The sequence below is a fragment of the Brevundimonas nasdae genome, assembly GCF_016654005.1.
In the GTDB taxonomy this organism is placed as follows: domain Bacteria; phylum Pseudomonadota; class Alphaproteobacteria; order Caulobacterales; family Caulobacteraceae; genus Brevundimonas; species Brevundimonas nasdae.
In genome coordinates this window covers 16,771-31,760 of record NZ_JAEPWN010000007.1, presented here as the reverse complement: position 1 = coordinate 31,760, position 14,990 = coordinate 16,771, and the positions used below count along the sequence as shown (strand labels likewise).

The following is a 14,990-nucleotide window of genomic DNA, read 5'->3' as shown; positions in this document are numbered from 1 at the left end:
AGTTTGACTTTCACGCGACATGGGATCAGCCTCTAGCCGTGAACACACGTTTCGTCAGCCAGGCTCGACGCCTTTCCCACGCGGGACGCCTCGTCGCAGGCTTCTGACCCGGAACGGCTGCGTGCCTTTTGCCCGTTCCGGGCGACGATCTGAAACCCCTCTTCCAGCCGACGCCTGACGCCGAACGCGCGCAGGGCGGCCTATGCCTTTGCGAGCAAACCCCATGTCCAAGTCCGCCCTTCCCGTCCGCCCCGACATCTTCCTCAGCGCCGAGGATCACGAAACCCTGTCGCGTCTGGTCGGGGACATGCCCGGCGAAGGCGTCGCCGGCATGTTGCAGGACGAGCTGGAGCGCGCGGTCATCTGCGAGCCCGCCGACCTGCCCAAGGGCGCCGTGCCCCTGCACCGCTGGCTGCACTATGTCGACGGTCGTTCGTCGGACCCGCGCCGCATCCAGATCGTCCTGCCCAACGAGGCCGATATCGACGCGGGCAAGGTGTCGGTCCTGTCGCACGTCGGCGCGGGCCTGATCGGCCTGGTCGAGGGCTACACCATCTCCTGGACCGACCCCTCGGGTTCCGAGCGCAGCCTGACGCCGGTGATGATCGAGGACGCCGAGGTGCTGCCGGAGGTTTGATCGCCTCCCTCTGCGTCACCCTCGGGCTTGACCCGAGGGTCGGACATTCCGCCCGCACTGCGCCGAACGGATGCGGAAAAACAAACTCGCCTTCTCAGGCCCTCTTCTGCGGATAGGGGGTCTCGCCCCGCGCCAGCATGGCGGTCAGTTCGGCGATCTTCTTCCTGCGCCCGGCCTCGGTCTTCATGCCCTGGGTGCGGAAGATCAGGGCGAAACGGTTCTGGGCGGTCAGGATGTCGAAGGTCGCACGCGCCTGCGGATCGGCGTCGATGGCCGCCATCAGATCGTCCGGCGCGGCCGCGTTGCTGGTGCGATAGGCCGCGTCCCAGCGTCCGTCCGCCCTGGCCGCCTCGACGTGTTTCATCCCGTGCGGGGTCATCGCCCCCTCTTCGATCAGGCGGGCGACATTGCCGACATTGACCTGGCTCCAGACGCTCTTTCTGCCGCGCGGGGTGTAGCGCTGCAGGAAGCTGACCTCGTCCAGCCCCTTCTTGATCCCGTCGATCCAGCCCCAGCACAGGGCCACGTCGATGGTCTCGGGAATGGTGATCGAGGCCACGCCCGACTTCACCTTGAACACCCTGATCCACAGCTCCGTCTCACGGTCATGGTTCCGGCCCAGCCAGTCATAGAAGGACGCCTTGTCCTCGAAGGTCCGCACCTTGGCCGGATCGACCACCATGGGCGCCATCAGGCCTTCCTTCCGATCAACCCGCCCAGCGCCTCCAGATAGGCGGCGAAGGCCTTGCGCCCCTGGGGCGTGATCGAGACGCGTGTCAGGGGCTTGTTGTTCACGAAACTCTTGGCCACGGCGACATAGCCCGCCTCCTCCAGCTTCTTGATATGGACGGACAGGTTGCCCTGGGTGGCTTCGAGCACCGTCTTCAGCTCGGTGAAATCGGCGGCTTCGGCGTCGGCCAGATAGACCATGATCCCCAGCCGCAGGCGACCGTGGATGACCTCATCGATCTTGCCGAGTTGATCCAGACTCATAGGGTCAGCCGACCTGCCCGCCAATGGCGGCGCGCGCCTTCAGGGCCCCGCTCAACATGACCCAGCCGGGCGCCGCGAACAGGCCGAACAGCGCCAGGGTGCAGACGAACAGATAGGCGACAGGCTCGCGCACCAGCAGGCCCAGCGCCACCGCCGTCGCCAGACCGCCCAGCGAGGTCGCCAGCATCCACATCGACCGGCGCAGGCTCCACGCCACCCACCACGCCGCCGCCTGAACGGCGAAGACCATGGCCGGATAATAGAGCCACACGGCGAAGTCATGGTCCCGCATCGCGCCCATCCCGAACACCAGGATCACCGCCAGATTGACCATGCCCGTGGCGCTGAAGGCGGCGTTCAGGGTGCGGGTGACCATGGGGCCGGGGCGCGGTCCCTTGCGATCCTCGCGCGCCGCCCAGATCAGTATGCCGATCATGGCGATGGTGATGCTGCTGACGAAGATCAGGGTGGCCAGCCCCGGCCAGTTGATCCAGCCCACCGCCTGACCGACGTGGAACAGGCACTGGAACCCGTACAGCAGCCCGCCCGCCAGATAGGCGACGCCCATGGTGAAATGACCCTGGGGGCCTGCGCCTGAAACGACGGAGCGCAGAAAGGCCAGATCGGCCTCGGCGGAGCGAGCGGGATCAGTCATGAGGAATCCTCGGATGATGCGGTCTGGGTGGACGAGCGGCGTCTGATTGGCAAGCTATTCGGCGGGCGCGAGCGTCGGCTGGCGCGGCTGACGCCACGGCACGCGGCGGCCGTTCAGCCAGCGTCCCATGAAGCTGTGGCGGATCAGCAGTTCATAGCTGGCGACCGAGACGGCCAGAACCCCTGCGACGACCACGGCCAGTTTGACGAACCACGGCAGGCTCCAATCCTGCACCAGAACCTGGGCCGCCATCACCAGCGGCAGATGGACGATGTAGATCCAGTAGGAGGCGTCAGCCAGATAGCGGCGCACCGCGCTGCGGCCCGAGGCGAGCCTCAACGCCAGACCGACCGCGGCGAACATCGCGGCATAGGTCGCCACGCCGAAGGCCGCCGCGGCATAGGCCTTGAGCGCCGGATCGGTCAGGGGCGCCAGATGCGGATCGGGTCCGCCCGCCAGCATCAGGGCAATCGCGCCCGCGCCAACCGCCAGCCCCAGATAGGCGGGCGTCCAGGCCTGGATGCGGCTCAACAGGTCCCGGCGTCGGTCCAGCATGACGCCAAAGGCGAAGGCCAGGCAGAACCCCACGGCGGCGGAAACATTGGGGATCAGGCCGTGATCCGGCGTGGGAATGCCGAAAAAGGCGATCCAGTTCGGCTCGAACCACAGGGCGACGGCCAGCGGCGCACCCAGCACGAACGGCCCCCACGGCCCGATCAGACCCGCCGTCAGCCGGTCCAGCATCCGCGCGCCATCACCCTTGCCGTCCAGCGCCTTGAACCCCGCCCGCAGGATCACGAACCCGGCGTAGAAAAGCATCAGCACCCACAGGAACCACAGGTGGGTCAGGGGGATGTTGGTCCAGTCATAGGTCGGCGGCGGCGGCGCGTCGGCGGCGGTCAGGCCTTGCAGCGAGGCGTTCCAGATCAGCACGGCGATGATCGCCGCCATCCCCGGCGTCCAGAACACCCCGAACGGGGCTGCAATGCGGATCAGCCGGTTCCTGACGAAGCCCGCCACGCCCCGCCGGTTCAGCATCATATGCGCGAACAGACCGGCGATCAGGAAGAAGCTGGCCATGCGGAAGACGTGGATGACGAAGAACAGGCCGCTGGCCCAGACCGACCTCTGATCGTCCGCGACGATCCAGATCTGGGTCGGAAAAAAGGACATGGCGGCGTGCAGCACCACCCCCAGCAGCAGAGCCGCGCCACGCAGCGCATCAAGGCTGTGAAGCCGCTCTGAACGATCGATTTCGGATGCCGTCATGGCGACCCCTCCCGTTAGGAACGAGAGCGATATCTCATAGACTAGTCTGAAATGCAAACTAGTTCACGAAAGAGAACCCGCCGAGGATTTCTCCGCGGCGGGTTCGGCAGACTTAGTGGACCGTCGGCACGCTTGTGGCGGCGGGGGTCGGCGGCACCTCGACCGAGGCTTCATCCACCGGCGTCACCGGCACCGAGACCGAGGGCCCGGCGTTGGGGAAGTTGTTCTCGTCGCGGTTCGGAGCGACGCCCTTCTCCAGCAGGTCCTTGATCTCTTCACCCGACAGGGTTTCGTATTCCAGCAAGGCCTGGGACAGTTTCTCGTGGTCTTCGGCCTTGGTGGTCAGGATGTGGCGCGCCTCATCCCAGCCCGAGGTGACCAGACGACGCACTTCGTCGTCGATGGTGCGGGCCGTTTCTTCCGAGACGTTCTGGCTGCGCGCGACCGAGTGGCCCAGGAAGACCTCTTCCTGGTTCTCGCCGTAAGCTACCGTGCCCAGCTTCTCGGAGAAGCCCCAGCGGGTGACCATGGCGCGCGCCAGTTTGGTCGCCTGTTCGATGTCCGACGATGCGCCCGAGGTGATGTTCTCCTTGCCGAAGATCAGCTCCTCTGCGACACGGCCGCCCGCCATGATGGCGATCCGGTCGATCATCTGCTGGTACTTCATCGAATAGCGATCGCCTTCCGGCAACTGCATCACCATGCCCAGGGCGCGGCCGCGCGGAACGATGGTCGCCTTGTGCACCGGGTCGGCCATCTTGACGTTCATGGCGACGATGGCGTGACCGGCCTCGTGATAGGCGGTCAGGCGCTTTTCTTCCTCGTTCATGGCCATGGAGCGACGCTCCGAGCCCATCAGCACCTTGTCCTTGGCGTCTTCGAAGTCGCGGTGCGTGACCATGCGGCGGTCCTTGCGGGCCGCGGTCAGGGCCGCTTCGTTGACCAGATTGGCCAGGTCGGCACCCGAGAAGCCGGGCGTGCCGCGCGCAATGGTCTTGACGTTGACGTCGGCGGCCAGGGGCACATCCTTCATGTGGACGCGCAGGATGCGTTCGCGGCCCGACACATCGGGGTTCGGCACCACGACCTGACGGTCGAAACGGCCGGGACGCAGCAGGGCCGGGTCCAGCACGTCGGGACGGTTGGTCGCGGCGATCAGGATGATGTTCTCGGACGCCTCAAACCCGTCCATCTCGACCAGCAGCTGGTTCAGGGTCTGTTCGCGTTCGTCATTGCCGCCGCCCAGGCCTGCGCCGCGATGGCGACCGACGGCGTCGATTTCATCGATGAAGATGATGCACGGAGCATTCTTTTTCGCTTGTTCGAACATGTCGCGCACGCGGCTGGCGCCGACGCCGACGAACATTTCGACGAAGTCCGAACCCGAGATCGAGAAGAAGGGCACGCCCGCCTCACCCGCGACCGCGCGGGCCAGCAGCGTCTTGCCGGTGCCGGGAGGGCCGACCAGCAGGGCGCCCTTCGGGATCTTGCCGCCCAGACGCTGGAACTTGCCCGGATCCTTCAGGAAGTCGACGACCTCCTGCAGTTCGTCCTTGGCCTCATCGACGCCTGCGACATCGTCAAAGGTCTTGCGGCCCTTGTGCTCGGTCAGCAGCTTGGCCTTGGACTTGCCAAAGCCCATGGCGCCGCGCGCTCCGCCCTGCATCTGGCGCATGAAGAAGATCCAGACGCCGATCAGCAGCGCGATGGGCAGAATGCCGATCAGCAGGCTGGCCCACCACGATTGACGCGTGGTCTTGGCGTCAACATTGACGCCCGCCGCCAACATGGAGTTCACCAGGGTCTCGTTCGGGAAGACGGTCGTGGCGGTGAAACGGTTGTCGTTCTTGAAGACGCCCGTCACCTGGTCGCCGCGCACGGTGGCTTCCTTGACGTCGCCGGCCTCCACCTTCTGCACCAGCTGGGAATAGGTGATTTGCTCGGGGCGGCCGCCGGCGGCCGCGCCCGCAGGGCCGCCCATGCCGGTCATGGCACCCCCTTGCGAGATGGCCGCATAGCCCGCCAGCAAGGCCAGGATGATGACGCCGGTTATCGCCAGATTACGCAGGTTCATTGAGGTCCTCGGTCGTCCGCAGGCCCAGAGTGGGTCCACGGTCTGGAATGTCTTTCCGTGAAAATAGGGGGTTCCACGGCGTTACGCCATCGGGCGCATGATTCAGATCGTCTTCGTGCGTCGTTTCGTCCAACGCAAGCCTGAGCCGTTCGGCCGTCAGATCGCGTTGTTCGACGCTCTTCCCTGCAAGAACCGGCGCAGTTTCATCGTCCCGCAACAGGACGGGGACGGCGGCGCGGGCGGCAGGCGGCAGGCGGTTCAGGGCCGTGCGGTCCCGCACAGTCAGGCTGGACAGGCGTCCGCGCGCCGCAACCACCGTCCAGCCGGGCTCGCGCGCGGTGAAGAGACACCGCCCGTCCCAGACAGCGGCCTGTCCGGGCTCCAGCCTCAGCGGCGCGATGGGACGCCGCGACCACTCGCCCGCCTCACGCATCACGATCACGCGATCCGCCGTCGCTTCCAGCCTGGCGCCGCTCAAAACCGCGACGAAATCGTCCGCAGCGCGCAGCCGATCCAGCACAGCGGACAGCCGGTCGCCGCGCGGCGGCGTCGATCCGCCGCCTGTACAGACAAGGGCGGCGGCGAGGGTTGCTGCGCGGACGTCGCGGTCCAGCTGGATGATTCCGCCGTCCAGAATGATGGGCTGCACGGTGGGCGTGGCGACGACACGCGACGGCGCAACGGGAGCGGATGTGCTGGCCTGCAACGCCTGTCGCGCGCGGCTGCGGCCATAGCGCGGGTCGTCATTAGCCGGGTCGTCGATCCAGTCTGCGCCCTGCCCGCTCAGCCAATTCCGCAGCGTCTCGCGGCGTTCGGACAACAGAGGCCGGGCCAGCATCAGGCCGCGCCCCTCAGGCCAGACAGGCGACGGGGTCCAGTCGCGCAGGCGGCCCAGCGTCGATCCCTGCGCCCGCATCCAGTCGGCCTCTGCGATGTCGTCGGCGTTGTGGGCGAACAGGACGACCCGCGCCCCGGCGTCACGGGCGGCGTTCGCTATCAGGCGATGACGGGCCAGGCGGGCGGCGGCTGTAATGCCGGTCGTAGGTTTGTCACCGCGCCAGTCCAGTCCCACCCACGTCGCGCCCTGCGTGCGTGCGGCCTGGGCGGCGAAGGCGGTCCAGGCGGCGCTGTCCGCCTGAAGCCCGTGATCAACGGTCAGGGCCAGCAGGCGGCGCCCTCGCGCCCTGGCCCAGGTCGCCGCCAGCCGCAGCAGGGCGATGGAGTCCCCGCCGCCGGACAGGGCCAGGGCGACGGGATGATCGACATCACGCGACAGTCGCTGATCCAGCCGCGCATGGACGCGCGCCGCCAGACCGGCTTGATCCGTCCCCCCGATGTCAGGCGTCAGCTGCACCCGCCCGAGGTGCGCAGCTGGGCCGCGCGGGCCTTCTGCGGGTCGGACGCGGTCGGCGCATAGCGGCGCGTGAACTCGCCCAGGGCGGCGCACCCTTGCGTCTTGCGGTCGGTGGCGAACAGGGCGTCAGCCAGTTTCAGCGTGGCGTCGGCGGCCCAGCCGATGCGCGGCCAGTCCTTCAGCGCGGCGGCGAAATAGGGCACGGCGCCCGCCTTGTCGTTGGCCGAGACACGCAGGTCGCCCAGACGCGAGTTTGCCTCACGCGACTGGGGCGTGTCGGGCCAGGTGACCACCACCGTCTCCAGCGCCCGCTCGCCGCGCGGACGATCCGTGCCGATCAGGCGGACCGCCGCAGCCAGATCCTGGGCCGCATCGCCGGTTGGGGTGTTGACCTGGATCGGGGCGTTCAGCTCCGCCGCCGTCTCCAGCTTCTGGATGCGGGCCTCGGCGTCGGCCAGACGACGACGCAGGGCGGTGTTGTCGCGCTGGCTTTCATCCAGCTGGAAGGTCACCCGCTCGCCGTCGCCGGTGATGCGACGGATGGTGGACGACAGGTCGTTCAGACGCTGCTCCAGAATATCGACCCGGCCCTGCAGGGCGATCACCTCGGGGTCCGGCTCGACCAGAACCGGCTGGCCCGCAGCGTTGCGCTGGGTCAGGGCGCGCTCCAGACGGCGGACGTTGCGGTCCAGCTGGTCCAGGCGGCGGTTGTCCCACTCGGTCCGCTCCATGATGTTGGGCGGGGCGGGCTGCTGGGCGACGGCGCCGCCTGCGATCAGGACCACGCCCAGGGCGGCGGCGGCGATGGCGCGATTGCGCGTGAAGGAAAGCTTGAGCGTCATGGCTGACTAGGTTCCACCGATTTGGGGCCGCCGCAAGGCGTCAATGGCCAAAGCCGAGATACAGGACCGCCACCAGGAACAGCGTGGCCACGAACTCGCAGAACAGCACCAGCAGCACCGTGCGCCACAGGGCCGAAAACACCCGCAGACTATAGGCGCCCTTGAGCTGGGCGAACATATGCACCGGCGCGATCAGCGCCGCGATCAGCCCCGCCACGACCCCCGCCCCCTTCAGCACCGTGGCCAGCAGGACCACGATCATCAGCAGCAGCGCCATGAAGGTCAGCGAATACAGGACGAAGACCCCGTGGTCGTACAGGGTGAACCCCCGCTTCCACAGGAACAGCAGCGCCATGAAGGGGATCGAGAACGGCACCAGCAGGAAGGCGAATTTGTAGATGGTCTGCTGCAGCTTGTAGAGCGCCAGATCCGGGTTCTTCAGCTTCTTGGCGACGGCGCCGACGATGCCGTGGTTCTGGCCGCTGTCGCTGACCTCCTGGGCCATGTCGGCGACCTGGGCCTGCCAGGTGCCGGTGGTCAGCCCGTCCTTGCGCCCTTCGACGGCTTCCTTCTCCAGCTGCGCCAGCTTGGCCTTTTCGTTGTTCAGACCGGCCTGGGCGCCCGCCATCACGCCCGCCGCAGCGCCGGCGCGAATGCCGATCCCGGACGGCGGCGGGCCGCCGTCGGCGGGTTCGGCCGCCTCTTGGATGTCGGCGATCTCTTTCTCAGCCGCCGCCACGACCTGTTCGGCCTGCGCCACCACGGCGCGCTGGGCCTCGATCTGCTGCGCCAGAGGCAGGGCGTGCTCTTCCTTGTGCGGCATGAAGCTCAGCGCAAAGAACATGACGAACAGGGTGAACAGGAACATCGCCAACGGCGAGACATAGCGGGTCCGCCTGCCGTCGACCCATTCCCGCGTCAGCTTGCCCGGATTGACCAGCAGCAACGGCAATGTGCGCCAGAAGCGGCCGTCGAAATGCATGACCCCGTGCAGCAGCTCCTCGCCCAGGTGCAGCAGGGTGCGGTGGACATGGGTCGGCTGGCCGCAGTTCGAGCAGAAGTTTCCGCTGGTCTCCGCCCCGCAATCCGCACAGACGCCGTGGTCGTGTTCGCCCGCCGTTCCCGTGGGTTTCTCGATCGCGCCCGCGACCAGCCCCGCCGTCACGACGCCGCCGACACCTTCGATATCCATGCGCCTGATCCCCCTGGCGTTGCTGCGCCGACCTTTAGAAATGCGCTGCTGAAAAGAAAAGAGGCGCCGGCTTTTCAGCCGACGCCTCCAATCCCTGATCCGACAGATCGTCTTAGCGCGGCGCGCCCGAGACGATGGCGGTGTGGGCGTTGCGGTTGCGCGCCCAGGCGTCCTCGTTCGAACCCTCGGCGATCGGGCGCTCCTTGCCGTAGCTGATGGTGGTGATGCGGTTTGCCGGGATGCCGCGGCCGATCAGATAGGTGCGGACGGCCTCGGCGCGGCGGGCGCCCAGGGCCAGGTTGTACTCACGCGTGCCGCGTTCGTCGGCATTGCCTTCGATGCGGATGGTGACCGCCGGATAGCGCTGCAGCCACTGGGCCTGGGCGTCCAGACGCGGGCGGGCTTCCGGGCGGACTTCGATGCTGTCCAGGTCGAAATAGATGCGGTCGCCGATATTGACGACGAAATCCTGTTCCGAGCCGGGAACGGCCGAACCGACATTGCCGCCCTGGATCGGGCCGGTCGGGGCGGTCGGATACGAGGGCTGGGTCGGGACCGGGGTCGCCGGACCGGGAATGCCGGTGTCGACGGGCGGCTTGCGCGTGCAGGCGGCCATCGCGGCGACGGCGCAACCGACCATGGCCACGGTGATGATGCGGGAAGTCTTCATTGGGGTCGTCTCCATAAGATGTTTTGAGGACGGCGGCCTCAAGCGCTGCAGTATCTATTGCCCCGGTCCATTTGGGGACGCCAGGTCGGATAACGCACTGTTGAGATTAAAGGCTCCGGTTATTGGAAACCGGCGTTAGGCGGTTACGACGAACAACTGTCCGGCCCCTGGTTGAAGCCCAGGTTGGCGGGCGGGCCGTCCAGCAGGGGCGACCACGCCGGGTCGGTGCCGCGCCCCTGATAACCGGCCTGCGACACGACGCGGCCCGACAGGTCCACGGTCCACAGACGGGTGTCGCCGCCGCGCGTCTGGCGGGCGAACATGATGTAGCGGCCATTGGGCGCCCAGCTGGGTCCTTCCTCGAAATAGGAGGACGACAGGATGCGCTCGCCCGAGCCGTCGGCGTTCATCACCCCGGTCGAGAAGCGCCCGCCGCCCGACTTGGTGAAGGCGATCATATTGCCGGTCGGGCTCCAGGCCGGAGCCGTATAGGAGCCGCCGCCCCGGCTGATCGGGCGCTGGCCCGAGCCGTCGGCGCGCATGACATACAGGCGCGGCTGGCCCGAACGGTCCGAGTTGAACACGATCTGGCTGCCGTCCGGGCTGAACGACGGCGAGGTGTTGATGCCGGGATCGGTCGTCAGACGCGACAGCTGGCGGCTGCGCAGGTCCATCACATAGATGTCGGTGTTGCCGTTCCTGATGATCGAGAAGGCGATCTTGTTGCCGTCGTTCGAGAAGCGCGGCGCCAGGACCTGACCATCGAACTCGCCCAGGCTCTCACGGCGCCCCGTCGTCAGGTTCAGCAGATAGATGCGGCTGTAGTCCTTGCCCAGCGCCACATAGGTGACCTCGTCCGGCTGGTTGGGCGAGAAGCGGGGCGACATGATCACCTCGTCGCCCTGCGTCAGATAGATGGGCTGGAACCCGTCCTGGTCGGCGATGGTCAGGCGGTTCTTGCGGTTCAGCTGATCGCCTTCTTCCGACACGAAGATGACGCGGGAATCGAAGAAGCCCGGCTCGCCGGTCATGCGCTGATAGATGATGTCGGAGATCTTGTGCGCGATGCGGCGGTACTGTTCCGGCGTGGCGGTGAACTGATAGCTGACCAGCTGGCACTGGCGGTACGGATCATACAGGCGGAAACCCACGTCCACCCGGTTGTCGGCGCGCGGCGTCACCGCCCCGTACAGCACCGCCTGGGCGCCGATCTGGGTCCACTGCGGGAAGTTAGGGGCGTTGGCCAGGGTCAGGCCCGTCTCGATGAAGCTGGCCGGGTTCAGCGGGTCGAAATAGCCCGAACGCTTCAGGTTGCCGCTGACGATGGCGGAGATGTCCGACCCGCGCTCGCCCCGGAACGGCACGACGGCGATGGTCAGCGGACGCAGCACGCCCTGATCGACCACCACATCCTGCACAGCGCCGTTGGCGGGCGCCGCCTGGGCCTGCACGGGGCTGCTCTGCACCAACAGCGGCGCGGCCATCACAAGGGCCGTCGCGGAGGCCAGAAGAAGGTTCAGACGCATGGTGCGCTCCCAAAGTTCTTGAGACAGGTTCGACCCTTATCACCGGGCCTTGTGACAATCGCCAGCTTCACGGCGATTGGGGCGACTTCACGACCGATCAGCGATTGGCGCATTGGCGCGCGGTCTCGAATCGGAACGGCACTTCCTGGGACTGGAACCCCGCCGGGACATTGAAGGGCGCAGTGGCCCGCAGCGCCCGCAGCATGGCGTCCGACGCCGCCCGCCATGTGGGGTCCAAACGCGGCTCCTGCAGCTGGGGCGAGCCGACGATATGGCCGTCCGCCGTCAGGCGCACCGTCACGCGGATGACCAGTGCGTCCATGCCCGGCAGGTCGCAGTTCAGGTTCCAGTTCGGCGTGACCTGGGCGCCCAGGGCGGCCAGTTGCGGTCCTGTCGCGCGGCTGGCGGTCCCCGCGCCGGTCTGGCCTGTCGCGGGACGGCCCGGATTATTGGTGTTGCGCGGCGGTCCGGCCAGGGCGGCCAGATCCAGACCCGGCTCGGCGCGCGGCGGCGTCGGACGCGGCGGCGCGGTCGTCGCTCCCTTGGTCGGAGGCGCAGGCGTCGGCGGCGTCGGGCGCGCAGGCGTGGGCGCAGGCGGCGTCGGACGCGCGGGGGCGGGCGGCGTGGGCCGTGGCGGGGTCGGCGCAGGCGGTGTCGGACGCGGGGGCGTCGGCGTGGGACGCGGCGGCGTCGGCGTCGGGGTCGGACGCGGCGTGGGCGCGGGTGCAGGCGGCGTCGGGCGCGGCGGGGTCGGCCTTGGCGGCGTAGGCGTAGGCGCAGGCGGTGGCGGCGGCGGAGCGGGCTGCGGCGGCGCAGGCGTAGGCGCAGGCGTCGGGGGGCTGGGCTCCGGCTCTGGCTCTGGCGGCGGCGCCGTGGCCCCGTCTTCAGGCGAGGGCTCGGGCTGCGGATTATTGGCGGCGGCCGCCCGGATCGTCTCCTCGGACACGATGGAGACCGGCACAGAGGCGACCAGCGGCGTCAGTTCGTCCTTCTTCTCCGTGAAGGTGACGAAGGCGAGCGCAACCACCCCGGCGTGCAGGGCGATGGATCCCAGAATGGCAGGGCTGGGACGGCGCAAGGGCTCAGGCCTCCGGCGCCGTGTCGGTGATCAGGTTCAGCTTGGTGAAGCCGTTGGCGCTCAGGCGCGCCATCACGCGGGCCACGGCCTGATAGGGCGCACGGCCGTCGGCGCGCACGAAGACCGGACGCTCGGCCGCCTTGTCCGCCCCGCCCGCCTCGGTGAACAGGCGCGTGGTCAGGTCGTTGAAGTCGGCTTCGCTGTCGCCGATGAAGATGGCGCCGTTCTGGTCGATGCTGACCGACAGGGGCTCCGACTTGATCTCGACCGCGCTGGCCTCGGTCTTGGGCAGTTCGACCGGAACCCCCACCGTCAGCAGGGGCGCCGAGATCATGAAGATGATCAGCAGCACCAGCATTACGTCGACCAGAGGCGTGACGTTGATTTCCGTCAGCGGGCCCTTGCGCCCCCTGCGTCCCCTGCGACCACCGCCGCCGCCTGATCCACCGCCCATGGCCATGGCTCAGACGCCCCGGTTCAGGCTGAGGTCGCTGGTCGGCGCGGGCGGCGGCGGCGGGGCGGACGGGCTGCCCAGACGGCGCGCCACGGCGGCCTGCAGGTCGTCGGCGAAGGCTTCCAGACGGCCGGTGAACTTGCCCGCGTCGATGGAGAACTTGTTGTAGGCGATATAGGCCGGAATGGCCGCGGCCAGACCGATGGCGGTGGCGAACAGGGCCTCGGCGATGGCCGGGGCCACCGTGGTCAGATTGGTGTTGCCGGCCGCCGCGATGCGGCCAAAGGCGTTCATGATGCCCCAGACCGTGCCGAACAGGCCGATGAAGGGTGAGGCGGTGGCCACCACCGACAACACGCCCAGGCCGTTCTCGATCCGCTGGCCCTCGCGTGAGATCAGGCTGTTCAGCGCCCGGTCGATGCGGGTCATCAGCAGATCGCCCTGATGTTCGTTCAGCACCCCGCGCTGGCGCGCCTCGCGCCAGTCCGACAGGGCGATGACCAGCATCCGCGGCAGGGCGTGTTCCGGCTGGGGTCCGGCCTGGGCCGCCACATCCTCCAGCGAACGGCCCGACTGGACCGCCTTTTCAAAATCGTCCGCCTGCCTGTTCAACAGGGTGAAGCGGAAGGCCTTGTCGATGATGATGGTCCAGGACCACAGGGACGCCACGGCCAGGCCGATCATCACCGTCTTCACCACCCAGTCGGCGGTCAGGAACAACTCGACGGGATTGAGCATCGAGGCGTCGACGGGCGTGGTCATTCAGGCGCTCCGGGCGGATTCGAAATCGGTCATTTCCCTTCGACCGACTAGGCGTGACTATTGTGTGGCGCGCACGACAGCGTGACCGTCGCACCTGCCCTCTGACAGCCGCGAAAATGGTTACCAGCCGGTTTACTCTGAGCCCGGAAACGGTCGGAATCAGCCGCTTGTGATCAACAGCCTGTGCAGCCCGCCCTTATTCGCCCGAACGGCCCTTGTTCGGGTCGACGGCGACCGAGACGGGCGCGCCGACGCTGATGATCACGCCCTCATGGCCTTCCTTGGCGATGGAATAGGTGGCGGCGTCTTTCAGCAGCTGCTCCTCGCACTGGCGGTCGCCCGGTCGGCCCAGTTCGGCGCAGCCGCGCTTGGCGGCGTCTGTCCAGCCCAGCACCCGGCGCGTGGCGGCCTCGGCCCGCTTGATGGCGGCCTCGTCCTCGGCGGCGGCCTGGGCGATCAGGGCCTGACGCGCACCCTGCTGGTATTGCAGTTCGGCCTGCCCGGCCATCTTGCGCTCCCAGACCTTGTAGTAGGGACAACCGGCCAGACCCCCGCCGACCAGAAGAACCAGCAGCAGAAAAGTCACAATAACGGCGCTGGTGGTGATGGTTTGATCGTTCATATCGCTCCCCTTTACCCGCCTGTTTTACCCGGCCTGCGCCGTGCTCGCCAGCCACGGCGTGACCTTCTCGATCAGCCCCTTGGACGGGCGGCGCGGGCGGCCGTCCAGATGGATGCAGACGGCGGTGACCTCGGCGCGGCACAGCACCTCGCCCGCCCGCTCGACCGACTGGCGGATGATCAGACGCACCCCCTTGACCGTCTCATAGACGGTGCGAACCACCAGGGCGTCGTCGATGCGGGCGGGCTTGATGAAGCGCAGGTTCATGTCGGCGACGACAAAGGCCAGCGGGGACTCGTCCTCCAGCAAATCGCTGTGGCCCACCCCGATGGCACGCAGGAAATCGGACCGCCCCCGCTCAAAATAGCGGACATAGTTGGCGTGATAGACCAGGCCGGTGAAGTCCGTGTCCTCGTAATAGACGCGCACGGGCAGCAGATGGTCATGGCCGTCGAAACGGCCGGCGGTGGGAAGATCGTCGCTCATGCCGACAGTCTATCGCCTCGGGCGGGCGGTCAGGAAGCCGGGACAGTAGCGTTCACGCATTTGCCGGAACTCGGTCGGCATCGGATCGTCGCTGAACAGGATGCGGTTGGGGGTGGAGACGAAGGCCACGGCCTCGCCCTTGCGGGTCCGCCCCACATAGCCGCACATGCCGCGACGCTGGCCCGGCTCCGCATAGCGCAGCACGGCGCCGGGGCCGATCTGGGTCTCGATCTGGCGCGCCACCCGGTCGCCCGGCGCCTCCAGCGGATCAATCCGGTCCCCCTTCGCCGACAGCCAGAAGGCCAGCCCGCCCAGCGCCAGAACCGCCGCCGCCAGTCCGATCAGCCAGATGTCTCGGGTCTTGCGTTTCATGGCG

The 14,990-nt window shown here is 67.8% G+C and carries 17 protein-coding genes; 1 reads left to right on the top strand and 16 read right to left on the bottom strand.

What is annotated here, in order from left to right:
* The first annotated feature begins 223 nt into the window (after positions 1 to 223).
* Positions 224 to 637 carry a GreA/GreB family elongation factor gene (locus JKF87_RS11475; RefSeq protein WP_201100037.1) on the top strand — a complete coding sequence of 138 codons (414 nt, stop codon included), beginning with the start codon at positions 224 to 226 and terminating at the stop codon, positions 635 to 637.
* Positions 638 to 731: 94 nt separating this feature from the next.
* On the opposite strand, the gene JKF87_RS11470 is transcribed toward JKF87_RS11475, so the two are convergent.
* The 16 genes from JKF87_RS11470 to JKF87_RS11395 form a co-directional block, all read right to left on the bottom strand.
* A complete protein-coding gene (locus JKF87_RS11470; protein WP_201100036.1) occupies positions 732 to 1,328 on the bottom strand; it encodes a YdeI/OmpD-associated family protein in 597 nt (198 codons plus the stop codon).
* The gene (locus JKF87_RS11465; RefSeq protein ID WP_201100035.1) at positions 1,328 to 1,630 is read right to left on the bottom strand and encodes a winged helix-turn-helix domain-containing protein; all 303 of its coding nucleotides are present in this window, start codon (positions 1,628 to 1,630) and stop codon (positions 1,328 to 1,330) included. Before JKF87_RS11465 ends, JKF87_RS11470 begins: the two co-directional genes overlap by 1 nt.
* Before the next feature lie 4 nt (positions 1,631 to 1,634).
* Positions 1,635 to 2,285 (bottom strand): hypothetical protein, encoded by a 651-nt coding sequence (locus tag JKF87_RS11460; RefSeq protein WP_201100034.1) that lies wholly within the window; start codon positions 2,283 to 2,285, stop codon positions 1,635 to 1,637.
* Positions 2,286 to 2,339: 54 nt separating this feature from the next.
* Positions 2,340 to 3,554 carry an acyltransferase family protein gene (locus JKF87_RS11455; protein ID WP_201100033.1) on the bottom strand — a complete coding sequence of 405 codons (1,215 nt, stop codon included), beginning with the start codon at positions 3,552 to 3,554 and terminating at the stop codon, positions 2,340 to 2,342.
* 112 nt (positions 3,555 to 3,666) lie between these two features.
* Positions 3,667 to 5,628, bottom strand: coding sequence for an ATP-dependent zinc metalloprotease FtsH (gene ftsH / locus JKF87_RS11450; RefSeq protein WP_201100032.1), 1,962 nt, complete (start codon positions 5,626 to 5,628; stop codon positions 3,667 to 3,669).
* Complete coding sequence (gene tilS, locus JKF87_RS11445; protein WP_201100031.1) at positions 5,615 to 6,982, bottom strand: tRNA lysidine(34) synthetase TilS; 1,368 nt, start codon at positions 6,980 to 6,982, stop codon at positions 5,615 to 5,617. The genes ftsH and tilS overlap by 14 nt, the downstream gene beginning before the upstream one ends.
* Positions 6,973 to 7,824: a tetratricopeptide repeat protein gene (locus JKF87_RS11440; RefSeq protein ID WP_201100030.1), complete on the bottom strand. Its 852-nt coding sequence runs from the start codon at positions 7,822 to 7,824 to the stop codon at positions 6,973 to 6,975. The genes tilS and JKF87_RS11440 overlap by 10 nt, the downstream gene beginning before the upstream one ends.
* 40 nt (positions 7,825 to 7,864) lie before the next feature.
* The gene (locus JKF87_RS11435) at positions 7,865 to 9,016 is read right to left on the bottom strand and encodes a DUF3667 domain-containing protein (RefSeq protein WP_201100029.1); all 1,152 of its coding nucleotides are present in this window, start codon (positions 9,014 to 9,016) and stop codon (positions 7,865 to 7,867) included.
* Positions 9,017 to 9,128: 112 nt separating this feature from the next.
* Positions 9,129 to 9,686, bottom strand: a complete 558-nt coding sequence (pal, locus tag JKF87_RS11430; protein ID WP_201100028.1) for a peptidoglycan-associated lipoprotein Pal — start codon at positions 9,684 to 9,686, stop codon at positions 9,129 to 9,131.
* Between the two features lie 143 nt (positions 9,687 to 9,829).
* On the bottom strand, positions 9,830 to 11,212 hold the full coding sequence (gene tolB, locus JKF87_RS11425; protein ID WP_201100027.1) for a Tol-Pal system beta propeller repeat protein TolB: 1,383 nt from the start codon (positions 11,210 to 11,212) through the stop codon (positions 9,830 to 9,832).
* Positions 11,213 to 11,309: 97 nt separating this feature from the next.
* The gene (locus tag JKF87_RS11420) at positions 11,310 to 12,290 is read right to left on the bottom strand and encodes an energy transducer TonB (protein ID WP_201100026.1); all 981 of its coding nucleotides are present in this window, start codon (positions 12,288 to 12,290) and stop codon (positions 11,310 to 11,312) included.
* Positions 12,291 to 12,294: 4 nt separating this feature from the next.
* Positions 12,295 to 12,750: an ExbD/TolR family protein gene (locus JKF87_RS11415; RefSeq protein WP_201100025.1), complete on the bottom strand. Its 456-nt coding sequence runs from the start codon at positions 12,748 to 12,750 to the stop codon at positions 12,295 to 12,297.
* A gap of 3 nt (positions 12,751 to 12,753) precedes the next feature.
* Positions 12,754 to 13,506, bottom strand: a complete 753-nt coding sequence (gene tolQ, locus JKF87_RS11410; RefSeq protein ID WP_201100024.1) for a protein TolQ — start codon at positions 13,504 to 13,506, stop codon at positions 12,754 to 12,756.
* 196 nt (positions 13,507 to 13,702) lie between these two features.
* Positions 13,703 to 14,128 carry a hypothetical protein gene (locus JKF87_RS11405; RefSeq protein ID WP_201100023.1) on the bottom strand — a complete coding sequence of 142 codons (426 nt, stop codon included), beginning with the start codon at positions 14,126 to 14,128 and terminating at the stop codon, positions 13,703 to 13,705.
* A gap of 24 nt (positions 14,129 to 14,152) precedes the next feature.
* Positions 14,153 to 14,614 carry a tol-pal system-associated acyl-CoA thioesterase gene (gene ybgC, locus JKF87_RS11400; RefSeq protein WP_201100022.1) on the bottom strand — a complete coding sequence of 154 codons (462 nt, stop codon included), beginning with the start codon at positions 14,612 to 14,614 and terminating at the stop codon, positions 14,153 to 14,155.
* A gap of 9 nt (positions 14,615 to 14,623) precedes the next feature.
* On the bottom strand, positions 14,624 to 14,986 hold the full coding sequence (locus tag JKF87_RS11395; protein ID WP_201100021.1) for a hypothetical protein: 363 nt from the start codon (positions 14,984 to 14,986) through the stop codon (positions 14,624 to 14,626).
* Positions 14,987 to 14,990: the final 4 nt, after the last annotated feature.